The 21,489-nt window shown below is 71.4% G+C and carries 17 protein-coding genes; 7 read left to right on the top strand and 10 right to left on the bottom strand.

Translation table 11 applies throughout. The annotated features are described in order from the left end of the window. The first annotated feature begins 171 nt into the window (after positions 1-171). Both ACSNOG_RS20530 and ACSNOG_RS20525 read left to right on the top strand, forming a co-directional pair. Positions 172-1,971: an LCP family protein gene (locus ACSNOG_RS20530; RefSeq protein ID WP_436754129.1), complete on the top strand. Its 1,800-nt coding sequence runs from the start codon at positions 172-174 to the stop codon at positions 1,969-1,971. A gap of 151 nt (positions 1,972-2,122) precedes the next feature. Beyond that, positions 2,123-3,919, top strand: a complete 1,797-nt coding sequence (locus ACSNOG_RS20525; RefSeq protein ID WP_436754128.1) for an LCP family protein — start codon at positions 2,123-2,125, stop codon at positions 3,917-3,919. 67 nt (positions 3,920-3,986) lie between these two features. Here ACSNOG_RS20525 and ACSNOG_RS20520 read toward each other — a convergent pair whose 3' ends face one another. Then, positions 3,987-5,003: a glycosyltransferase family 2 protein gene (locus tag ACSNOG_RS20520; RefSeq protein ID WP_436754127.1), complete on the bottom strand. Its 1,017-nt coding sequence runs from the start codon at positions 5,001-5,003 to the stop codon at positions 3,987-3,989. Between the two features lie 206 nt (positions 5,004-5,209). Between ACSNOG_RS20520 and ACSNOG_RS20515 the strand changes: the two genes are divergently transcribed. Then, positions 5,210-6,745 carry an LCP family protein gene (locus ACSNOG_RS20515; RefSeq protein WP_436754126.1) on the top strand — a complete coding sequence of 512 codons (1,536 nt, stop codon included), beginning with the start codon at positions 5,210-5,212 and terminating at the stop codon, positions 6,743-6,745. Positions 6,746-6,781: 36 nt separating this feature from the next. Here ACSNOG_RS20515 and ACSNOG_RS20510 read toward each other — a convergent pair whose 3' ends face one another. Beyond that, positions 6,782-7,327 carry an acyl-CoA thioesterase gene (locus ACSNOG_RS20510; protein ID WP_436754125.1) on the bottom strand — a complete coding sequence of 182 codons (546 nt, stop codon included), beginning with the start codon at positions 7,325-7,327 and terminating at the stop codon, positions 6,782-6,784. A 118-nt stretch (positions 7,328-7,445) separates the two neighbouring features. On the opposite strand from ACSNOG_RS20510, the gene ACSNOG_RS20505 reads away from it, so the two are divergent. Further along, entirely contained in the window at positions 7,446-8,750 is a 1,305-nt protein-coding gene (locus tag ACSNOG_RS20505; RefSeq protein WP_436754124.1) for an LCP family protein, read from the top strand. A 36-nt stretch (positions 8,751-8,786) separates the two neighbouring features. On the opposite strand, the gene ACSNOG_RS20500 is transcribed toward ACSNOG_RS20505, so the two are convergent. Together ACSNOG_RS20500 and ACSNOG_RS20495 are read right to left on the bottom strand one after the other, a co-directional pair. Further along, on the bottom strand, positions 8,787-9,596 hold the full coding sequence (locus ACSNOG_RS20500) for a VOC family protein (protein WP_436754123.1): 810 nt from the start codon (positions 9,594-9,596) through the stop codon (positions 8,787-8,789). A gap of 182 nt (positions 9,597-9,778) precedes the next feature. After that, positions 9,779-10,939, bottom strand: coding sequence for an acyl-CoA dehydrogenase (locus ACSNOG_RS20495; protein ID WP_436754122.1), 1,161 nt, complete (start codon positions 10,937-10,939; stop codon positions 9,779-9,781). A 195-nt stretch (positions 10,940-11,134) separates the two neighbouring features. On the opposite strand from ACSNOG_RS20495, the gene ACSNOG_RS20490 reads away from it, so the two are divergent. Further along, positions 11,135-12,475, top strand: a complete 1,341-nt coding sequence (locus tag ACSNOG_RS20490; RefSeq protein WP_436754121.1) for a UDP-glucose dehydrogenase family protein — start codon at positions 11,135-11,137, stop codon at positions 12,473-12,475. A 291-nt stretch (positions 12,476-12,766) separates the two neighbouring features. Here the strand turns inward: ACSNOG_RS20490 and ACSNOG_RS20485 are convergent, their stop codons facing one another. The 3 genes from ACSNOG_RS20485 to ACSNOG_RS20475 are packed head-to-tail and all read right to left on the bottom strand — an operon-like array spanning position 12,767 to position 15,713. After that, positions 12,767-13,972, bottom strand: coding sequence for a dipeptidase (locus ACSNOG_RS20485; protein WP_436754120.1), 1,206 nt, complete (start codon positions 13,970-13,972; stop codon positions 12,767-12,769). Between the two features lie 14 nt (positions 13,973-13,986). Beyond that, positions 13,987-14,523, bottom strand: coding sequence for a 5-(carboxyamino)imidazole ribonucleotide mutase (gene purE / locus ACSNOG_RS20480; RefSeq protein WP_382046866.1), 537 nt, complete (start codon positions 14,521-14,523; stop codon positions 13,987-13,989). After that, on the bottom strand, positions 14,520-15,713 hold the full coding sequence (locus ACSNOG_RS20475; RefSeq protein WP_436754119.1) for a 5-(carboxyamino)imidazole ribonucleotide synthase: 1,194 nt from the start codon (positions 15,711-15,713) through the stop codon (positions 14,520-14,522). Before ACSNOG_RS20475 ends, purE begins: the two co-directional genes overlap by 4 nt. Positions 15,714-15,861: 148 nt before the next feature. Between ACSNOG_RS20475 and ACSNOG_RS20470 the strand changes: the two genes are divergently transcribed. Then, on the top strand, positions 15,862-16,356 hold the full coding sequence (locus ACSNOG_RS20470; RefSeq protein ID WP_436754118.1) for a GtrA family protein: 495 nt from the start codon (positions 15,862-15,864) through the stop codon (positions 16,354-16,356). A gap of 60 nt (positions 16,357-16,416) precedes the next feature. On the opposite strand, the gene ACSNOG_RS20465 is transcribed toward ACSNOG_RS20470, so the two are convergent. Continuing rightward, on the bottom strand, positions 16,417-17,670 hold the full coding sequence (locus ACSNOG_RS20465) for an ATP-binding protein (protein WP_436754117.1): 1,254 nt from the start codon (positions 17,668-17,670) through the stop codon (positions 16,417-16,419). A 148-nt stretch (positions 17,671-17,818) separates the two neighbouring features. After that, a complete protein-coding gene (locus ACSNOG_RS20460; protein ID WP_058046585.1) occupies positions 17,819-18,499 on the bottom strand; it encodes a response regulator transcription factor in 681 nt (226 codons plus the stop codon). Positions 18,500-18,966: 467 nt separating this feature from the next. On the opposite strand from ACSNOG_RS20460, the gene ACSNOG_RS20455 reads away from it, so the two are divergent. Next, positions 18,967-20,502, top strand: coding sequence for a peptide MFS transporter (locus ACSNOG_RS20455; protein ID WP_436754116.1), 1,536 nt, complete (start codon positions 18,967-18,969; stop codon positions 20,500-20,502). 55 nt (positions 20,503-20,557) lie between these two features. On the opposite strand, the gene ACSNOG_RS20450 is transcribed toward ACSNOG_RS20455, so the two are convergent. Further along, on the bottom strand, positions 20,558-21,337 hold the full coding sequence (locus tag ACSNOG_RS20450; protein ID WP_436754115.1) for a hypothetical protein: 780 nt from the start codon (positions 21,335-21,337) through the stop codon (positions 20,558-20,560). Between the last annotated feature and the right edge of the window lie 152 nt (positions 21,338-21,489).

Below are 21,489 nucleotides of genomic sequence, written 5' to 3'. Positions count from 1 at the left end.
CCAGTTGTAGGGGAGTGGAATTTGTCACCGGCGTCGCTTGACGCTGAACTGGGCGGATAGTGTGAGCGATCCGGTGCGCACGGCCGGGCTGACCGCGCACTGCACAGACGACGTGACCGAGCGCCTCGGGGGGGAGGCGCCGCGTGGCACCGACGGAGGATTCAAGCGACCGTGGACGCGCAAGGCCGTGGGCGGGCGGGCGGTATCGACCCCGCCGACCAGTGGGTCTTCGACCCCAAAACCGGCAGCTACGAGCTGCGTCTCGACCATGCCGACGGGGCGGATCCGGCCCCGGGGCCGAGCTCGCCCCCCTCGGACATCACCGATCCCTCCGGCCCGGCCAGCTCCTTCGTGCCGTCCTCGAAGGCCGTCCCGAGCCCGGCACCGCGCCCGAAGGCGGCGCCCGGCGGCGGCCGGCGGGACGTGCCGGGCCCGCGCGTCACCGGCCGGCGCGGTGGCGCCAAGGCGGGGACCAAGGCATCGGTCAAACCCGCGACGGGCAGGCGCAAGCCCAAGCCGAAGAAGTCCGGCAAGAAGAAGGCCCTGCTGTGGACCGGAGGGACGCTGGCGTTCATCCTGGTCGGCGGCTCGGTGGGCGCCTACCTGCTCTACGAGCACTTCAACAACAACCTGAACAAGGTCGACGTCGGCATCAACAACGGCGCCGTCATCAAGGGCCCCGTCAACATCCTGGTCATCGGCACCGACAAGCGTGACGGCGAGGGCAACAAGGGCTACGGCGACGAGGGCAGCGTCGGCCACGCCGACACCACCCTCCTCTTCCACGTCTCCGAGGACCGGTCGAACGCCACCGCGCTCTCCATCCCGCGCGACATGATCACCGACATCCCGGAGTGCACCACCAAGAAGGACGGGAAGACCAAGACCATCCCCGGCTCGAAGGGCGTCCGCTTCAACGAGAGCCTGGGCCAGGAGGAGCGCGACCCCGGCTGCACCTGGCGGACCGTCGAGGCCCTGACGGGCCTGAAGGTCAGTCACTTCATGATGGCCGACTTCAACGCCGTCAAGAGGATGTCGTCGGCGGTCGGCGGCGTCGAGGTGTGCCTGGCCAAGGACATCGACGATCCCAAGTCGCACCTCAAGCTCAGCAAGGGCCGGCACAAGATCGAGGGCGAGGACGCGCTCGCGTTCGTGCGGACCCGGCACAGCGTCGGCTTCGAGAGCGACCTGGACCGGATCAAGCTCCAGCAGCAGTTCCTGAGCTCGATGATCCGCGAGATGAAGTCCGACGACACCTTCACCAACCCCAAGAAGCTCTACAACCTGGGCGACGCGGCCACGAAGTCACTGACCGTCGACTCCGGCATAGGATCCGTCAGCGACCTGACCAAGCTGGCGAAGGACCTCAGCCGGGTCAACCTCAAGAACATCACCTTCGCGACCGTCCCCGTCGTCGACAACCCCGCCGAGGGCAAGAACCACAAGACCGTCGTCCTCGACAAGGCGAAGGCCGAGCCGCTGTTCGCGATGGTCCGTCAGGACGTCTCCCTCACCGAGGTGAAGGAGAAGGAGAAGAAGCAGCAGGAGCAGGCCGACGCCAAGCAGGCGGCCCTGCTGCAGGGCCCCCGCGCGGAGCCCGCGGCCGTCCGGGTCAAGGTCCTCAACGGCAGCGGCAGGATCGGCGCGGCCCAGGAGGCCGTCCGCTGGATGCAGAACAGCAAGGGCATCGTCCGCAGCAGCAACGGCGGCAACGGCAAGAAGGCCGACAAGACGGTCCTGGAATTCGCCCCCGCCCAGGCCGACCAGGCGCGCCGCGTCGCCGACGTGATGGGCCTGCCCTCCGACGCCCTCAAGGAGACCTCCGGCGGCACCGCCCCGGCCGAGATGACCCTCACCCTGGGCTCGGACTTCAAGGCCGCGGGCACCCCGGTCCACGTCCAGGCGCCGGCAAAGGCTCCGGAGGACATCCAAAGGGTCGAAGCGGACGACAAGAACATCTGCGCCAAGTGAACCCAGGCACCGCCCAGATGCATCTCACTATCGGACGGCCGGTCTGCTGAACCGCGGGCCGGCCCTGCCGCGCGCCCAGGGGGCGCCCACCGATCCATGAGAGACGACACGCCTGCCCATCGGGCCGGACGCACCATTTAGGGGAGGCCTGATGCGGCAGAGCAGTGTGGGCGGGCCGCGGGCACGCAAGAGCGTGCCGGGGGCACGTGAGGACGGCGGCAAGGACGCACGGGCCGGCGACGCCGACACCGCTGACGCACAGCAGGAGAAAGCCGGCAAGGCCGGGCGCGGGAGGAAGGCCGGCAAGGCCGGGCGCCGCGGGAAGGCCGGCGCTCCGGGCGGCCGGCGCGCCCGCGCGGCCCGAATAGCCCGCTGGGCCGCGCTCTGCCTCGCGGTCCTCGTCCTCGGCGTCTCGGCCGCCGGCTACTTCTACTACCAGCACCTCAACGGCAACCTCAAGAAGGACCCGCTCAACCTCGGCGACAAGCGCCTCGACCGCAGCGCCGCCAACGCCGCGGGCCAGCGCCCGCTGAACATCCTCCTCCTCGGCTCCGACAGCCGGAACTCGGCGGAGAACGTCGCCCTCGGCGGCGCCCGCGAGGACGCCGGGCGCAAGCCGCTCGCCGACGTCCAGATGCTCGTCCACGTCTCGGCCGACCGCAGCAACATGTCGGTCATCAGCGTCCCGCGCGACACCCGGGTCACGATCCCCAAGTGCACCGACCCCGACGACGGGACGGTCTACAAGGAGACGAACCGGCAGATCATCAACACCAGCCTGATGAACGGCGGGCCGGGCTGCACCGTCGCCGCCTGGGAAGAGCTCACCGGCATCCCCATCGACCACTTCATGATGATCGACTTCGCGGGCGTGGTGAGCATGGCCGACGCCGTCGGCGGCGTCCCGGTCTGCGTGGACAACAACGTCTACGACAAGGACTCCGGCCTGCGCCTGGAGAAGGGCACGCACAACGTCAAGGGCGAGCAGGCCCTGCAGTGGCTGCGCACGCGCCACGGCTTCGAGGACGGCAGCGACATCGGCCGCACCCACGCCCAGCACATGTACATGAACGCGATGGTCCGCCAGCTGAAGTCGGGCACCAAGCTCAGCGACCCGGACAAGCTCACCGACCTCGCCGAGGCCGCCACCAAGGCGCTCACCGTCGACAAGGACCTCGGCTCGGTCAAGAAGCTCTACGACCTCGCCGACGACCTCAAGCGCGTGCCGTCCGGCCGGATCACCATGACCACCATGCCGTGGGTGTCGGACCCCTGGAACCCCGACGCCCACGTCGTCCCCAAGCCGGGCGACGCGGAGCAGCTGTTCTCCCTCGTCCGCCGCGACATCGCGCTCGACGGCAAGGACAAGAAGAAGGACGACAAGGCCGCCACGCCGACCGCGCCCTCCTCCCCCAAGGGTTCCGTCGAGGTGACGGTCTTCAACGGCACCGGCACCGCCACCCAGCCCGTCGCCACCGGCCGCGGTGCCGAGATCGCCGCGGCGCTCGTCAAGCAGGGCTACACCAAGGCCACGTCGGACTCCACGCCGAAGGCCCAGGCCGACACGACGCTCCGGTACGCCAAGGCCTCCCAGCGTGCCGACGCCGAGGCGCTGGCCAAGGCCCTCGGGCTGCCGGAGCGGGCGGTGCGGATGTCCACCGCGGTCGAGGGGCTGACGCTGGTGATCGGCGGGGACTGGCGCTCGGGGACGACGTACCCGAAGGGCGACGACGCGGAGGCGTCCGGGAGCGCCAAGGGCGACAAGGGCGAGAAGGGCGACAAGCCGGAGAAGGGCGACGGCAAGTCCGGCAAGGGTGAGAAGAGCGACGACGACAAGCCCAAGAAGGACGCCGGCAACGCCGACGACAAGGCCCCCGAGAGCTCGGACCCGCTCAACGGCAACGACACCTCCGCCTGCATGAAGGTGAACTCGCTGAATCGTTTCTGAGCAGGCGCACCTGAGCATGTGTAAGGGGCGGACGCCATGGGCGCCCGCCCCTTACACAGCAACGCGGTCAGCCCGCCCGCACCGGCTCCCGCCGGCTGGCGATGACCTTCTTCGCCAGCGAGCGCGGGCTGGTCAGGAAGCCGAAGCCCCACGACATGTGCATCGTCGCCAGCGCGACGGGGATCTGCGCCCGCGCCTTCAGCGGCAGGCCCTTGCCCGCCGGGACCGAACCGGCGGTGATCGCCGCCAGGTAGCCGGCCGGCACGACCAGGCCCCACGGCGTGACCACGGCGCCGGCCACGAGGCCCGCGGCGATGGCGACGACGGCGGTCGGCGCGGCCAGGTAGCGCAGGTTGATCGAGCCCTGGTGGTAGCGGGCCACGACGTGACGCCAGCGGCCGTAGTTCTTGTACTGCTTGGCCAGCGCCGCCACGCTCGGGCGCGGCCGGTAGGAGACCTTCAGCTCCGGCGAGAACCAGATCAGCCCGCCGTCCTCACGGATCCGGAAGTTCAGCTCCCAGTCCTGGGCGCGGATGAACTCCTCGTTGTACCCGCCCAGCTTCTCCAGCACCTCGCGCCGGAAGACGCCCAGGTAGACGGTCTCGGCGGGGGCGGCGGCGCCGCCGGTGTGGAAGGCGGCGTTACCGACGCCGATCTTCGAGGTCATCGCCGCGGCGACGGCCTGTTCCCAGGCGTTCTCCCCTTCGGCGTGCATGATGCCGCCGACGTTCTGCGCACCGGTCTCGTCGAGCAGGCGCACGGCCGTCGCAATGTAGTTCGGCGACAGCATGCCGTGGCCGTCCACGCGCACCACGATCGGGTGGCGGGAGGCCTTGATCGCGGCGTTGAGGGCGGCGGGCGTGCGGCCGGTCGGGTTCGGCACGGTGTGGACCCGGGGGTCCTCGCGCACGAGCTCGGCGGCGATCTCGTCCGTACGGTCCGTGGACGGGCCGAGGGCGATCACCACCTCCAGCTCGCCGGCGTACTCCTGCTCCAGGATGTGCCGCACTGACGTACGCAGATGCCGCTCCTCATTGAGCACCGGCATGATCACGGAAACGGCGGGCGGCTGCTGTTCGGACATGGTTCCTCGGGGATACGGGGTCCCCCCGGCGGGGTGGGGAGGGCCGACGGAGTCGCCCGTCACGTTACCGCTAATGGCGGAACGGACGCTCCCGCCCGGGTGGCAGCGGCGTCCGGAGCGGCGTGGGGACGCGGGCCGCTGATCGTATTGACCTACGTTTACCGTCCTCGTTCCCCCCGCACCCGTCCGTCGTGGAGGCCCCCGCCATGACCGAACCGGATCCCAGCTCCCGCCCGCGCCGGGCCCGCCACGGCGCGCCCCGCCGGCCGCGCTGGGGGCTGCGCCTCGCCACGTGCGCCGCCGTGGCCGTGCTGGCGGCGAGCGGCATCGGGCACACGGTGGTCACGAACATCGACAGCCGCATCGGCCGGGTGGACCCCTTCAGCGGCCTGTCGAACCGGCCGCCCGTCGCCGTCAGCAAGGGCATGAACATCCTGCTCGTGGGCACCGACGCGCGGGACCGGATCGACCCCGAGGAGCGGCGCCGTTACCACCTGGGCGGCACGGCCTGTCACTGCACGGACACGGTGATGCTGCTGCACCTGTCCGCGGCCCGGGACCGCGTCTCCGTCGTCTCCCTCCCCCGCGACACCTACGCGGAGATCCCCGCGCACATCGACGAGGCGGGCCGCCCGCGCCCCGCCCACGCGCAGAAGCTGAACGCCGCCTACGCCGAGGGCGGGCCCGGGCTGACCGTGCGGACCGTGGAGCTGCTCACCGGCGTCCACGTCGATCACTACCTGGAGGTCGACTTCACCAGCTTCATGCGCACCGTGGACGTGGTGGGCGGGGTCCAGGTGTGCTCCGCCCGGCCGCTGAGGGACCCCTACAGCGGGCTGGACCTGCCGCAGGGCACGAGCGTCCTCAACGGCGGGCAGGCCCTGCAGTACGTGCGCTCGCGCCACCTCGACGGGGCCTCCGACCTGGGCCGGATGCAGCGGCAGCAGCGCTTCCTGGCCTCGCTGCTGCACACGGCGACGGACGGCGGGGCGCTGCTGAACCCGGTGAAGTTCCAGCAGGTGGCCGCGACCCTGCTGGGCTCGGTGCGCGCGGACCGGGGCTTCGACGGCGAGACGCTCATCGGGCTCGGCCGGGCGATGAAGGACCTCTCGCCCTCCTCCGCGGAGTTCGCCTCGGTGCCGGTGGGGGCCGCGGACTATCCCGTGCCGCGGGTCGGCTCGACCGTGAAGTGGGACGACGAGGCGGCGGCCCGCCTCTTCGAGGCGCTGCGGGAGGACCGCCCGCTGACGGCCCGGCCGCAGCGGCAGGCGCACGACGCCAAGCCGCCGGGGCCGGGGGCCGCGCCCGCGCCGTCGCCCTCGCAGGCGGTGCCGGGGCAGGCGCCGGGGCAGGTGCGCATCCAGGTCTACAACGGCTCCGGGCGGCGGGGGCTCGCCCGCGAGACGGACCGGGCGCTGCGGGCGCTGGGCTTCGCCACGACGGGGCAGCCCGCGGACGCGGCCGGGGCGCCGGTCCCGCGCACGCTGATCCAGTACGACCCGCGCTGGGACCAGTCGGTCCGTACGCTCGCGTCGGCCCTGCCGGACGCGGAGCTGCGCCCCGTGCCGGGCCAGGGCCCGCTGATGAAGGTGACGGTGGGCACGGACTTCAGGGCGGTGACCCCGGTGAAACCGGAGGCCTCGCAGCCCTCGTCCCCGCAGCCGCCGCGCCCGGGGACGGGCCGGCGCCAGCCGGCGGTGTCGGGAGACCAGGTCCTGTGCCCGGAGAAGAGCCTGGTCTAGCCGCGGCCGGTACGGCGGATGCCGGTGGCCGGCGTCTCAGTCCTCGATTCCCTCCGCGGCGCGGGCGTCCCGCAGTTCCTTGATCGCGCGGCGGCGGGCGAGGCGGTGCGTGCGGCGGATCTGCGCCTCCTGGTAGCGCCGCCGGTCCCGCTCCGTCTCGGGGATCACCGGCGGCACGGGCCGGGGCTTGCCGTTCTCGTCGACGGCCGCGAAGACGAGGTACGCGCTGCCGACCTGGACGGCGGGCGTCGACTCGTTCCAGCGCTCGGCGAGCACCCGGACGCCGACCTCCATGGAGGACCGCCCCGTCCAGTTGACCTGGGCCTTCACATGCACGAGGTCGCCCACGCGGACGGGCTCGAGGAAGGCCATCTCGTCCATGGAGGCCGTGACCGCGGGGCCTCCGGAGTGCCGGCCGGCCACGGCGCCGGCGACGTCGTCCACCAGTTTCATGATCACACCGCCGTGGACGGTGCCCAGCAGGTTGGTGTCGCTGCCGGTCATGATGTGGGAGAGCGTCGTACGGGCGGCCGACGTCGGCTTGCCGGCCGTCTCCTGCTCCGGGTGGTCCTGAATGGTCATGTCCACCACTGTATGCCGGGTGGGTGAACGCGGGCGGATTGCATCAGGTCTGCAACAGCAGCCCCCGGAACCTGTAGACGATCTCCGTGCCGGGCGGCCGACAGGCACACTTCGTTCCATGAGCGATTGGTCCGGAGGGCGGAGCGACGAGCGGCGGCAGGCGTACGGGCGTGGCGGCGCCGGCGCGGAGCCGGAGGGTGCGCGCGCCATGCCGCACGTACGGCGCGCGGCGCCGCCTGCGCAGTACAGCCCGCCCCAGGGCTACGACGAGGCCCCGGTCGCCGGCGGCCACCGCGTCGTCGGCCAGGGCGGCCCCGGTGACGGGTACAACACCGGCCAGGTCTACGGCCGCGGCACCCCGAACGGCCCGGGCGGCCCCGGGGGCCCCGGCGGTCCCGGCGAGGGCGGCCCCCGTCCGCAGCGCACCGCGCGCCCGGACTGGCGCAGACGCATCAAGATCGGTCTGGTGACCTTCGTCGTCGTGCTGCTGGCGGTCTCGGTCGGCACGTACTTCTGGGCCGACTCCAAGCTCCGCCACGAGGTGGACCTGAGCAAGGTCAAGGAACGGCCGCCGGCCGGCGAGGGCACCAACTACCTGATCGTCGGTTCGGACAGCCGCGAGGGCCTGTCGGACCAGGACAAGAAGGACCTGCACACGGGGTCGGCGGACGGCAAGCGCACCGACTCGATGATGATCCTGCACACCGGTGACAACGGCACCACGATGCTGAGTCTGCCGCGCGACTCCTGGGTCACCATCCCCGCCTTCACGGGACAGAAGTCCGGCAAGCGCTTCCCGAAGTCCACCCACAAGCTCAACCAGGCGTACTCGGACGGCGGCGCGGAGCTGCTCGCGCAGACCATCGAGTTCAACACCGGCCTGCGCATCGACCACTACGCGGAGATCGGCTTCGGCGGCTTCCGCAACCTGGTCGACGCGCTGGGCGGCGTCGAGATGTGCCTGGACAAGCCGCTGAAGGACCGGGACTCGGGCGCGGACTTCAAGGCGGGCTGCCAGGAGCTGGACGGCGCCCAGTCGCTGGCGTTCGTGCGCCAGCGCCACCAGGAGGCCGACCAGGACCTGGGCCGCATGCGCAATCAGCAGAAGTTCCTGAACACGCTCGCGAAGCAGGCGGCCTCGCCCTCGACCGTCCTCAACCCCTTCCGCCTCTACCCGGTGATCGGCTCGGGCCTCGACACGCTCATCGTCGACAAGGACATGGGGCTGTTCGACCTGATGGACATGTTCTGGGCCATGAAGGGCGTCACGGGCGGCGACGGACAGCAGATGACCGTGCCCGTCGCCACCGCGAACCTGCCCACGCCCAACGACGGCGTGGCCGTGAAGTGGGACATGGCCAAGGCCAACCAGCTCTTCGGGCAGCTGAAGAAGGACCAGAAGGTCACCGTCTCCGACAAGTAGGCGCCCTGCGCCCGCCGCCGCGGGGTCCGGCCCGGCTCAAGCAGCCTGGTCGGGCCCCGTGGCGTTGATGACGGCGAAGACGCCGCCCTGGGGGTCCTGCACGACGGCCATGCGGCCCGCCATCATGTCGAACGGCGGCTTGAGGACGCTGCCCCCGGCGCGCACCAGCGCGTCGACCGTGCTGTCGGTGTCGTCCACCGCGAAGTACGTCAGCCAGTGCGAGGGAGCGTCCTCGGGCATGTCCTCGATGCTCGCGAGCCCCTGGAGCCCGCCGACCATGCGGCCGTCCACCTCCAGCGAGAAGTAGCCCGTGGCCCCCTCCATCGGGGTGGCCTTGATGCCGAGCGCCTTGGCGTAGAAGCCCGAGGCGGTGGCGGTGTCGCTGGTGTTGAGCTCGTTCCAGATCACGGCGCCCGGCTCGTTGACGACGGCCGCGCCCGCGAAGTCGCGCGCCTGCCACAGGCCGAAGACGGCGCCCGTGGGGTCGGTCGCCACGGACATCCGGCCCAGCGTCATCACGTCCATGGCCGGCATCATCACCTCGCCGCCGTTCGTGGCGATGCGCGACTGGGTGGCGTCCACGTCGGCGGTCGCCAGGTACGTCGTCCACACCGCCGGCGGCATCGGGTCGGGCTTGCTGCCGTCGGGGTTCATCGCCGCCATGATCCCGGCGACGGGCTTGCCGTTCATCTCGCAGACCGCGTACCCGCCGGTCTCCGGCGGTCCGAGCTCCCCCTGCCAGCCGAACAGATCGCGGTAGAAGTCGAGCGCCGCCTGCTGATCGGGGACCATGAGGTCGACCCAGCAGGGGGTTCCGGGAGCGTAGGGGCCGGTGACGTCGGGCATGACGGTGCCTCCAGGCGGCGGGCGGTTACGGGCGTCCCTCGTACAGGATCGGCCCCCGGCCCGCCCGGCCGCCAGTGGCGCTCCGCCGTATGGCCCAGAGCGCCCTTCGCCGGGCCGCCGGCCGCGGCGGTGCCACACGGGCCGGGCCCGTACGCACCGCCGGGTGACGGCCCGCCCGCGGGTTACTTCGGCAGGTTGCGCGCCATGACCATCCGCTGGACCTGGTTCGTGCCTTCATAAATCTGCGTGATCTTGGCGTCGCGCATCATGCGCTCGACCGGGTAGTCACGGGTGTAGCCGTAGCCGCCGAGGAGCTGGACGGCGTCCGTGGTGACCTCCATGGCGACGTCCGAGGCGAAGCACTTGGCGGCGGCGCCCTGGAAGGTGAGGTCGGCGTCGCCGCGCTCGGACTTGGCGGCCGCGGCGTAGGTCAGCTGGCGGGCGGCCTCGATCTTCATGGCCATGTCGGCGAGCATGAACTGGACGCCCTGGAAGTCGGCGATCGGCTTGCCGAACTGCTTGCGCTCCTGGACGTAGCCCTTGGCGTAGTCCAGCGCGCCCTGGGCGACGCCGAGGGCCTGGGCGGCGATGGTGATGCGGGTGTGGTCCAGGGTCTTCATCGCGGTGGCGAAGCCCGTGCCCTCCGCGCCGATCATGCGGTCGGCGGGGATGCGGACGTTGTCGAGGTAGACCTCGCGGGTCGGGGAGCCCTTGATGCCGAGCTTCTTCTCCGGGGCGCCGAAGGAGACGCCCTCGTCGCCCTTCTCCACGACGAACGCCGAGATGCCCTTGGAGCGCTTCTCGGGGTCGGTGACGGCCATGACCGTGTAGTACTCGGAGACGCCGGCGTTGGTGATCCAGCGCTTGACGCCGTTGAGGACGTAGAAGTCGCCGTCGCGCACCGCGCGGGTCTTCATGCCGGCCGCGTCCGAGCCGGCGTCGGGCTCGCTGAGGCAGTACGAGAACATCGCGTCGCCCTTGGCGAGCGGGCCCATGTACTTCTTCTTCAGCTCCTCGGAGCCGGAGAGGATCACCGGGAGCGAGCCGAGCTTGTTGACGGCGGGGATCAGCGAGGACGACACGCAGACGCGGGCGACCTCCTCGATGACGATCACCGTGGCGAGGGCGTCGGCACCGGCGCCGCCGTACTCCTCGGGGACGTGCACGGCGTGCAGGTCCGTGGCGACGAGGGCGTCCAGCGCCTCCTGGGGGAAGCGGGCCTCCTCGTCCACCGCGGCCGCGTGCGGGGCGATCTTCTCCTCGGCGAGCTGGCGCACGACCTTGCGCAGCTCGTCGTGCTCCTCGGACGGCCGGTAGAGGTCGAAGTCCGTGTTTCCCGCCAAGGCGTACTCCCCTGAGAGTTAACTACCGTTTAGTAACCCAGATTCTAGGGGCGGCCCCCGGACACGGACTACGTGAGCTTGCCGACAGCCCGGCGCCCCACCCCGCCGCCGCGGCCGTCAACCCCGCTCCTTCCCAGCTCGGAGCCCGACTATGCTCGGGCACCGCAGTCCCGCCCGTCAGCACATGGAGCACGCATGGCCCCCAGGATCACCGTGATCGGCACCGGCTACCTCGGCGCCACCCATGCCGCGGCCATGGCCGAGCTCGGCTTCGAGGTGCTGGGCCTCGACGTGGCCCCCGAGAAGATCGAGATGCTCGGGCGCGGCACGGTCCCGATGTACGAGCCGGGGCTGGAGGAGCTGCTGCGCAAGCACGTCGCCGGGCTGGAGGGCTCGACCGGGCGGCTGCGCTTCACGACCTCCTGGGAGGAGGTCGGCGAGTTCGGCGACGTCCACTTCGTCTGTGTGAACACCCCGCAGAAGCACGGCGAGTACGCCTGCGACATGTCCTACGTCGACGCCGCCGTCGCCTCCCTGGCCGCCGTCCTGCACCGCCCCGCGCTCGTCGTCGGCAAGTCCACCGTCCCCGTCGGCAGCGCCGCCCGGCTCTCGCGGCTGCTCACCGAGCTGGCGCCGGCCGGCGACGAGGTCGAACTCGCCTGGAACCCCGAGTTCCTGCGCGAGGGCTTCGCCGTCCAGGACACCCTGCACCCCGACCGCATCGTCGTCGGCGTCACCGGCGAGCGCGGCGAGAAGCTGCTGCGCGAGGTGTACGCGGGGCCGATCGGCGAAGGCACGCCCTTCGTCGTCACCGACTACCCCACCGCCGAGCTCGTCAAGACCGCCGCCAACTCCTTCCTCGCCACGAAGATCTCCTTCATCAACGCCATGGCCGAGATCTGCGAGGCCGCCGACGGCGACGTGGTCAAGCTCGCCGAGGCCATCGGCCACGACGACCGCATCGGCAAGAAGTTCCTGCGCGCGGGCGTCGGCTTCGGCGGCGGCTGCCTGCCCAAGGACATCCGCGCCTTCATGGCGCGGGCCGGCGAGCTGGGCGTCGACCAGGCGCTGACCTTCCTCCGCGAGGTCGACTCCATCAACATGCGCCGCCGCGCGCACATGGTCGAGCTGGCGCGCGAGGCGGTCGGCGGGAGCTTCCTCGGACAGCGGGTCGCCGTGCTCGGCGCGACGTTCAAGCCGGACTCGGACGACGTCCGCGACTCCCCCGCGCTCAACGTCGCCGGGCAGATCCACCTGCAGGGCGGCCAGGTCACGGTCTACGACCCGAAGGGCATGGAGAACGCGAAGAGCCTCTTCCCGACCCTCGCCTACGCGCCCAGCGCGCTGGAGGCGTGCCGGGGGGCGCGGGTCGTCCTGCACCTGACCGAGTGGGGCGAGTTCCGCGCGCTCGACCCCGAGGCGATCGCCTCGGTCGTGGCGGACCGCCACCTGATCGACGGCCGCAACGCGCTCGACGCCGCCGCGTGGCGCGAGGCGGGCTGGACGTTCCGCGCGATGGGCCGCCCGCGAGCCTGACGGCGCCGGGGTTCTGCGGGACGGCGGTGTCCGGCACCGCCGGACTGCGCCGCGGTGGCTGAGCACCAGTGCGGCGGTGGGAAAGGTGCCGCGCACCTTTCATCCCGCCGCGACGGCGATCGGCCACACCGAAGGTGGCCGGCGGTGCCGAGCCGGGATCGGCCCGGAACGGCACCGCCGGACCGCACCCTCGTGGTTGAGCGCCGTCGCGGCGGATGGCAGGGTGCTCGGCACCTTTCCACGTGAGGCCGGGCCCCGCGGCGCTGCTCACCCCGGCGGTGCCGGATCGGCTCAGGCCGTGGGCGGGCCGTCCAGGGCGTCGATCGTGGCGATCGACGGGCCCCGCCGCGCGGAGACGTCCCGCGCCACGTCCTCCGCGTCCCGCAGCACCCGTACCGCGTTGCGCCACGTGAGCTTCGCCAAATCCGCGTCGGACCAGCCGCGGCCGAGGAGTTCGGCGATGAGGTTGGGGTAGCCGGAGACGTCGGCGAGGTCGACGGGGGTGAAAGCCGTGCCGTCGAAGTCGCCGCCGATGCCGATGTGGTCGACGCCGGCGACCTCGCGCATGTGGTCGAGGTGGTCGGCGACGGTCGCCGCCGTGGCGAGCGGGCGCGGGCACTCCGCCTCGAAGGCGCGGTGCAGTTCCATCGCCCGCGGCGAGGTGTCGAGGTGGTGCAGCCCGTGCGCGCGCAGGTTCTCGTCGGCGGCCTGCGTCCAGGCGACGGCCTCCGGCAGGATGAACTTGGGGACGAACGTCGCCATGGCCACGCCCCCGTTCGCGGCGAGCGCGCCGAGGACGTCGTCGGGCACGTTGCGCGGGTGGTCGCAGACGGCGCGCGCCGACGAGTGCGAGAAGATCACCGGCGCCTCGGTCACCCGCAGGGCGTCCCGCATGGTGTCGGCGGAGACGTGCGACAGGTCGACGAGCATGCCGGTGCGGTTCATCTCCCGCACGACTTCCTCGCCGAAGCGGGTGAGCCCGCCGGCCGCGGGCACGTCGGTGGCGGAGTCCGCCCACGGCACGTTGTCGTTGTGCGTGAGGGTCATGTAGCGCACGCCGAGCCGGTGCAGGGCCCGCAGCGTGGCGAGGGAGCAGTTGATGCTGTGCCCGCCCTCGGCGCCCATGAGGGAGGCGATGCGGCCTTCGGCGCGCGCGGCCTCCATGTCGTCGGCGGTGAAGGCGAGCTTCAGGGCGCCGGGATGGCGGTCGGCGAGCTGCCGGACGACGTCGATCTGTTCGAGCGTGGCGCTGACGGCCGCGTCCCCGGCGAGGTCGGTGCGGACGTAGACCGACCAGAACTGGGCGCCGACGCCGCCCGCGCGCAGCCGCGGCAGGTCGGTGTGGAGCCCGGTGGCGCTCTGGTCCGCGGCGATGTCGCGCCGGTCGAGGTCGTAGCGGACCTGCTCGCGCAGCGCCCAGGGCAGGTCGTTGTGCCCGTCGACGACGGGGTGGGCGGCGAGCAGCTCGCGGGCGCGTTCCAGCTGCTGTCGCGTCACCGCCGCGCCCCCGCTCACTTGCCGAACCCGAAGCCGCCGGCGCCCTGCACCTTCGCGCGCAGCCGCCTGCCCTTGTCCGTGGCCTGTTCGTTGAGCTCGTCCTGGAAGTGCTGCATGCGGGCGAGCAGGTCGGCGTCGTGCGCGGCGAGCATGCGGACGGCGAGCAGGCCGGCGTTGCGGGCGCCGGCGACGGAGACGGTGGCGACGGGCACCCCGGCCGGCATCTGGACGATGGACAGCAGGGAGTCCATGCCGTCCAGGTACTTCAGCGGCACGGGCACGCCGATCACCGGCAGCGGGGTGACGGAGGCCAGCATGCCGGGCAGGTGGGCGGCGCCGCCCGCGCCCGCGATGATCGCCTTCAGGCCGCGGCCGGCGGCCCGCTCCCCGTAGGCGACCATCTCGCGCGGCATCCGGTGCGCGGAGACGACGTCGACCTCGTAGGGGATCTCGAACTCGTCCAGGGCCTTGGCGGCGGCTTCCATGACGGGCCAGTCGGAGTCGGAGCCCATGACGATGCCGACGACGGGGCCGACGGGGGAAGCAGTCATTCCGTGATCGTTCCTCGCAGATATCCGGCGGCGTGGCTCGCGCGCTCGCGCACATCCGCCAGATCGTCGCCGTAGGTGTTGACGTGTCCGACCTTCCGGCCGGGCTTGACGTCCTTGCCGTACATATGGATCTTCAGGCCCGGGTCGCGTGCCATGCAATGGAGGTACGCGGAATACATGTCGGGATAGTCGCCGCCGAGCACGTTGGCCATGACGGTCCACTTGGCGCGGGGACGGGGGTCGCCGAGGGGCAGGTCGAGCACGGCGCGGACGTGGTTGGCGAACTGCGAGGTGATCGCGCCGTCCTGGGTCCAGTGGCCGGAGTTGTGCGGGCGCATCGCGAGCTCGTTGACGAGGATGCGGCCGTCGGCGGTCTCGAACAGCTCCACGGCGAGGTGCCCGACGACGCCGAGCTCCTGGGCGACCTTCAGGGCGAGCTGCTGGGCCTGCGCGGAGAGCTCCTGGGAGAGGCCGGGCGCGGGGGCGATCACGGTGTCGCACACGCCGTCGACCTGGATGGACTCGACGACGGGGTACGAGACGGCCTGGCCGTGCGGGGAGCGGACGACGTTGGCCGCGAGCTCGCGGACGAAGGGGACCTTCTCCTCGGCGAGGACGGGGACGCCGGCGCGGAAGGGTTCACTCGCCTCTTCTGCGCTGCGGACGATCCAAACCCCCTTTCCGTCGTATCCGCCGCGCACCGTCTTCAGAACGACGGGGAAACCGTCGCCTTCGGCGGCGAAGCGCTCCACATCGGCGGGGTCCTCGACGATGCGGTGCCGCGGGCACGGCACTCCGATCGCGTCGAGCTTCGCCCGCATCACGCCCTTGTCCTGGGCGTGCACCAATGCGTCGGGCCCCGGGCGGACGGGGATGCCGTCCGCCTCCAGGGCCCGGAGGTGCTCGGTGGGAACGTGCTCGTGATCGAAGGTGATCACGTCACACCCTTGTGCGAAAGCACGAAGGGTTTCCAGGTCGCGGTAGTCGCCGATGACGACATCGCTGACCACCTGGGCCGCCGAGTCCTGCGGAGTATCGCTGAGCAGCTTGAACTTGATGCCGAGGGGGATGCCCGCCTCGTGGGTCATACGGGCGAGCTGGCCGCCGCCGACCATGCCGACTACCGGGAACGTCACGCCCCCAGGGTAGCCGTACGGGGGAACTGCCCCGGACCCCGTTCGGAGGATCATCCGAAAAGACAGTGAGTGCACCAATGGCCGATATGACTCGCGTTCGCCTCACGTTCACCGACTCCGTCCGTCGGTGCCGGAGCGCGCTGGATAGCATGAAAGCTGCCCCACGCCCCCAAGACGCCCACCAACGGAGCCTGACGATCCCATGAGTCAACGGCGCGCAGTGCGTTCCCGGCTGGAGCGGGTGGCCCGCGAAATCGCGAAGTTCGGCGCGGTCGGGGCCATCGGGTTCGTGGTCAATTTCATCGTCTTCAACATCTGCGTCCACGGCTTCCACCTCGCGGTGGTGCGCTCGGGCGTGATCGCCACGGCCGTGGCCATCGCCACCAACTACGTCGGCAACCGCTACTGGACCTACCGCGACTGCGACCGGAGCCGGCGCAGCCGCGAGATGAGCCTGTTCCTGCTCTTCAGCGGCGCCGGGCTGGTCATCGAGAACGGCATCCTGGCGATCTCGCACTACGGCTTCGGCCTGACGTCCGCGCTCGCGGACAACGTCGCGAAGAACGTGATCGGGCTCGGGATAGGGACGGTCTTCCGCTTCTGGTCCTACCGCACCTGGGTCTTCCGGGCGCAGGCGGTGGAGACCGCGGAATCGTTCCTGTCGGCGCCTCCGGAGCGGGCGGAGGCCCGCAAGTAGTCCCGCTCCCGCAAGGAGCCCCAGGACCGCAAGGCGGGGCGCATACGGCCCGCGGCGGGCTCAGCCGTGGGAGTCCGGGCCGTCCGCCTCGCGGCTCAGGAAGAGCGCGAAGACCGGCGGATTGCCCTGGAGCAGCTCCAGGCGGCCGCCGTCCGCCTCCGCCAGGTCCCGTGCGACGGCCAGCCCCAGGCCCGTGGAGTTGCGCCCGCTGACGGTGCGCTCGAAGACCCGGGCGCCCAGGTCCGGCGGCACGCCCGGCCCCTCGTCCGTGACCTCCACGACCGCCTGGTTGCCGGTGACGCGCGTGCGCAGGGCGACGGTGCCGTCACCGTGCATCAGGGAGTTCTCGATGAGGGTCGCGAGGACCTGGGAGACGGCGCCGGGGGTGCCGACGGCCCGGAGCCCTTGCTTGCCGGAGCGGACGATGGCGCGGCCCTCGCTGCGCGAGGCCGGGCGCCACTCCTCGATCTGCTGCTTGATGACCTCGTCGAGGTCGAAGGTGACGGCCGAGCTGGACTTGGGGTCGCGGGAGTTGGTGAGCAGCCGCTGGACGACGTCGGTGAGCCGCTCGACCTGGGCGAGGGCGATCGTCGCCTCCTCCTTGACCGTCTCCGGCTCGTCGGTGAGCGTGATCTCCTCCAGCCGCATGGAGAGCGCCGTCAGCGGCGTGCGCAGCTGGTGGGAGGCGTCGGCGGCCAGCCGCCGCTCGGCGGTGAGCATCCGCGCGATCCGCTCGGCGCTGGCGTCGAGGACGTCGGCCACCCGGTCCAGCTCGGGCACCCCGTAGCGGCGGTGGCGGGGGCGGGGGTCGCCGGAGCCGAGCCGCTCGGCGGTCTCGGCGAGGTCGGTGAGGGGGGCGGTGAGCCGGTTGGCCTGGCGCACGGCCAGGAAGACGGCGGCGATCACGGCCAGCAGCGCGACGGCGAGGATCACCAGCAGCGTGCGGCCGACCTCGCGGCTGACCGTGGAGCGGGACTCCTCGACGCGGACGAGGACGCCCTGCTCGCCCGGCTCGGTCGCGACGATGACGCCGCCCTCGGGCCGGTCGCCGATCTCGATCGCGGGCCGGCCGGGGATCTCGATGCGGGCGTAGCGGTCGTCGGTGATCTGCTCGCTGAGCACTTCGGACTCGACGCGCTCGCCGCCGACGAGCCGGCTGTCGACGATGCTCACCAGCCGGACGGCCTCGGACTTCACGCTCTCCTGGGCGCTGCTCTCGATGGTGCGGGTCTCGACGATGACGAGCGAGATCCCGAAGACCGCGATCACGACGAGGACGACGGCGAGCGTGGAGTTGATCAGGCGGCGACGCACGGGTTGCCCTCCGGGCGGGGTGGTACGAAAGCGGCCGGTCCGCGCCGCACGACGGCCCGGGGTGCGGCCGGTGCGCGGCGGTCGCCGTCGCCGGGGATCCTCGGGCCGGGCGGGCCGCTCTGCACGCGGCCGGCCCGGCGCCCGGGGCTCAACTCTTCTCGAAGCGGAACCCGACACCACGCACGGTGGCGATGTAGCGGGGGTTGGCGGCGTCGTCGCCGAGCTTCTTGCGCAGCCAGGAGATGTGCATGTCGAGGGTCTTGGTGGACGACCACCACGTGGTGTCCCAGACCTCGCGCATCAGCTGGTCGCGGGTGACGACCCGGCCCGCGTCGCGCACCAGCACCCGCAGCAGGTCGAACTCCTTCGCCGTCAGCTGCAGTTCCTCCTCGCCCATCCAGGCGCGGTGCGACTCGACGTCGATCCGCACGCCGTGGGTGGCGGGGGGCTGCTGGTGGGCCTCGACGGTGCCGCGCCGCAGCAGGGCCCGCACGCGGGCCAGCAGCTCGGCGAGCCGGAAGGGCTTGGTGACGTAGTCGTCGGCGCCGGCGTCCAGGCCGACCACCGTGTCCACCTCGTCCGCCCGGGCGGTGAGCACCAGCACCGGGAAGCCGTGGCCCTCGGTGCGCAGGCGGCGGCAGACCTCCAGTCCGTCCATCCCGGGCAGCCCAAGGTCGAGGACGAGCAGGTCCACCCCTCCCTTGAGCCCGGCGTCCAGCGCCGTGGGACCGTCTTCTCGCACCTCCACCTCATACCCCTCGCGGCGCAGGGCGCGTGCGAGCGGCTCCGAGATGGACGCGTCATCCTCGGCGAGCAGTACTCGGGTCATGGGGTGATGGTAGTCCGCTCGGGCCCACGTCAGAGGTCCTGCGGGAGCTACCGGCGGCAACCCTTGACCGCGCGGTACGGACCTTTGAGGGTGCCTGAACGGTTCCCCGATGCCATGTGATCCATATCTCAACTGCTTCCATTTGCGGGCGGGGTGTGACGTATGGTGACCAGACGTCTGTAGCTACAAGGGGGACCTTCGGATCGTATTCGGCGCGCCGAAGGTCTCTGTCGTGTGCAGGGCTGGATACCCCAGTCTTGTTTCACAGTGAATGACCTGGCGGCCGGGTCCGTCGCGCGAAGGGGCGCGAGGGCGTGGATCCCGGTGACGGCTGTCCTGCCGCTTCCTTGGAGGAGGGAGCGAACCCCCTGGGCGTGGGGGCGGACGGCGCGGTGACCGGTGCCGGCCAACCCCCACCCGGGCGCGTAGGAGCTGCACCCGCGCGTCCCGAGCACTCAAGGATCGACATGGCGTCCAGCCTGACGAAGGGTGCGGCCGAGCAGGAGAAGACCTCTCCCGACCTCGGCGGCAAGACCTTCTTCGGCCACCCCCGCGGCCTGGCCCCCCTCTTCATGACGGAGATGTGGGAGCGCTTCAGCTACTACGGCATGCGCGCCCTCCTCGTCGTCTACCTGATCGCAGGCGGCCCGGACGCGAAGCCCGACAGCCAGGGCGGCGGTCTGGCGATGCCCGAGGCGAGCTCGGTGGCCATCTACTCCGTCTACGTGGCGATGGTGTACCTGCTCGCCATGCCCGGCGGCTGGTTCGGCGACCGCGTCTGGGGCCCGCGCAAGACCGTGGCCATCGCGGCCGGTGTCATCATGGCCGGTCACCTGACGCTGGCCATCCCGGGCAAGCCGACCTTCTTCGCCGGCCTCGCGCTGGTGGCGATCGGCTCGGGCCTGCTGAAGGCCAACATCTCCACGATGGTCGGCCACCTCTACGACGGTCCCCAGGACCCGCGCCGCGACGGCGGCTTCACGATCTTCTACATCGGTGTGAACACCGGTGCCTTCGCCGCGCCGCTCGTCATCGGCACGGTCGGCCAGAAGGTCAACTGGCACCTGGGCTTCGCGATCGCCGCGGTCGGCATGGGTCTCGGCCTGCTCTTCTTCCTGTGGGGCACCCGCCACCTCAGCCCGCAGAGCAATGTCGTCCCCAAGCCGCTGACGGCCGCCGAGCGCAAGTCCACGCTGATGAAGGCCCTGCTGTGGCTGGCCATCGCCGTCGCCTTCTACGGCGTCGTCGCGGGCACCGGCCACTTCACGCAGAAGTGGGCCACGATTCCGATCGCCCTGGTCGGCCTCGTCATCCCGATCACGGTCCTGACCCGCATCAAGCGCGACAAGGAACTGACGGCGAACGAGCAGACCAAGGTCAGCGGCTACATCTGGTTCTTCGTCGCCGCCGCCGTGTTCTGGATGATCTTCGACCAGGCCGGTTCGACGATGTCGACCTTCGCCGAGAAGAAGACCGCGGACAACGTCTTCGGCATCGACTTCCCGTCGACCTGGTTCCAGTCGGTCAACCCGCTGTGGGTCATGGCGATCGCCCCGATCTTCGCCTCGATGTGGCTGTGGCTCGCCCGCAAGGACCGCGAGCCGAGCACCACGGTGAAGTTCTCGATGGCCATGGTCGTCATCGGTGCCTCGTTCTTCGTCTTCGCCATCCCGATGGCGATGGCCTCGGACGGCACGAAGGTCACCCCCGCCTGGCTGCTGATGATCTACGGCATCCAGACCATGGGCGAGCTGTGCCTCTCCCCGGTCGGCCTGTCGCTCACCACGAAGATGGCGCCGCAGAAGTACGCGAGCCAGATGATGGGCGTCTGGTTCCTCGCGGTGACCGCGGGTGACTGCACCATGACCCTGCTGACGGAGGCGGGTGCCGACCTCAACGGCACCGGCGTGATCCTCGCGCAGGCGGCGGCCGCCACCCTGGCCGGTTGCGCGGTGTGGATGTCCCGCAAGCGGATCGAAGGCCTGATGGGCGACGTCCGCTGAGGACCCCCTGAACGACAGTGCCCCGGCGCAATGACGCGCCGGGGCACTGTGCGTTTCAGTCCGGGGGGAAAGGAGGCATGGTCTCCGGGGTGAACCAGGGCAGGGCCCCCGGCTCCGCGGCGACCGGCCGGGGCCGCAGCCGGTCGACGACGACCATCCCGAGCCGGAAGAGCCCCGCCGGGACGACCAGGCACAGCAGGATCCAGAACAGCGTCACCCCCCACGGCCGGGCCACGTCCCAGGGCTCGGTGACCAGCACCTTGCCGCCGTACTCGAGCGACACCTCGTAGGGCCCGTGAGCCCCCGCGGCGAGCTCCACGTCGAAGACGACCCGGGCCCGCTGCCCCGCGGGGATCGTCCCGCGCCACTTCCGCTCCTCCCAGGACGGCGCGAGGAGCCCCCGCGCGGTCCCCACCCGGAACACGGGATCCTTGGCCGCACCGGCCCCCATATTGCCCACGGTGAGAACGAGCCGCCGCACCGGCGGCGCACCGAACCACGTGAGCAGCCCGCCCTCCCCCTCCAGCCGGGCGTCCAGCACCCCGATCCGCGCGCCCGAGGACTCGGGCAACCGCACGACGGGGTGCCCCGCGACGACCAGCGGAACGTCCACCGCCACGCCCTCCCCCATCACCGTGGCCACGTGCACCACACAGGGACAGGGCTTGGGCGGCTCGGCGACCACCAGCTCCCGCCGGAAACTCCCGTCACTCTCCGTAGTGACGGTGCGCCCTTCCGCATTGGCGCAGTCATTGGTGCCGCCCGCCATGTTCTGCCCGCACACCAGCAGGGTGAGCAGAGCCCGGGGCCGCCACCCTTCACCCTTGACCACCACAACACTGCCCTTGCCGGCCTGTTCGCGATCAAGAAAAAGCCGAGGCCCTTCGGCAGCAAACCCCACAGGCACCAGAGCAACCACCAAAGCCACCACAACCAGCAGAGGAACGAGAGCGGAGGCGCCGGGGCCGCAGGGGCAGGGCCCTGGAC

The sequence above is a fragment of the Streptomyces sp. URMC 124 genome, from assembly GCF_051386455.1.
In the GTDB taxonomy this organism is placed as follows: Bacteria; Actinomycetota; Actinomycetes; order Streptomycetales; family Streptomycetaceae; genus Streptomyces.
The sequence above is the reverse complement of the archived record's forward strand: the minus strand, read 5'-3'. Positions and strand labels throughout refer to the sequence as shown.

Bases quoted from the DNA above. Each gene is read 5' to 3' on its own strand.
- ACSNOG_RS20490 (WP_436754121.1), top strand. From the start codon at position 11,135: ATGGCCCCCAGGATCACCGTGATCGGCACCGGCTACCTCGGCGCCACC.
- ACSNOG_RS20515 (WP_436754126.1), top strand. From the start codon at position 5,210: ATGACCGAACCGGATCCCAGCTCCCGCCCGCGCCGGGCCCGCCACGGC.
- ACSNOG_RS20510 (WP_436754125.1), bottom strand. From the start codon at position 7,327: ATGACCATTCAGGACCACCCGGAGCAGGAGACGGCCGGCAAGCCGACG.
- ACSNOG_RS20525 (WP_436754128.1), top strand. From the start codon at position 2,123: ATGCGGCAGAGCAGTGTGGGCGGGCCGCGGGCACGCAAGAGCGTGCCG.
- ACSNOG_RS20520 (WP_436754127.1), bottom strand. From the start codon at position 5,003: ATGTCCGAACAGCAGCCGCCCGCCGTTTCCGTGATCATGCCGGTGCTC.
- ACSNOG_RS20505 (WP_436754124.1), top strand. From the start codon at position 7,446: ATGAGCGATTGGTCCGGAGGGCGGAGCGACGAGCGGCGGCAGGCGTAC.
- ACSNOG_RS20475 (WP_436754119.1), bottom strand. From the start codon at position 15,713: ATGATCCTCCGAACGGGGTCCGGGGCAGTTCCCCCGTACGGCTACCCT.
- ACSNOG_RS20470 (WP_436754118.1), top strand. From the start codon at position 15,862: ATGAGTCAACGGCGCGCAGTGCGTTCCCGGCTGGAGCGGGTGGCCCGC.
- ACSNOG_RS20500 (WP_436754123.1), bottom strand. From the start codon at position 9,596: ATGCCCGACGTCACCGGCCCCTACGCTCCCGGAACCCCCTGCTGGGTC.
- ACSNOG_RS20455 (WP_436754116.1), top strand. From the start codon at position 18,967: ATGGCGTCCAGCCTGACGAAGGGTGCGGCCGAGCAGGAGAAGACCTCT.
- purE (WP_382046866.1), bottom strand. From the start codon at position 14,523: ATGACTGCTTCCCCCGTCGGCCCCGTCGTCGGCATCGTCATGGGCTCC.
- ACSNOG_RS20460 (WP_058046585.1), bottom strand. From the start codon at position 18,499: ATGACCCGAGTACTGCTCGCCGAGGATGACGCGTCCATCTCGGAGCCG.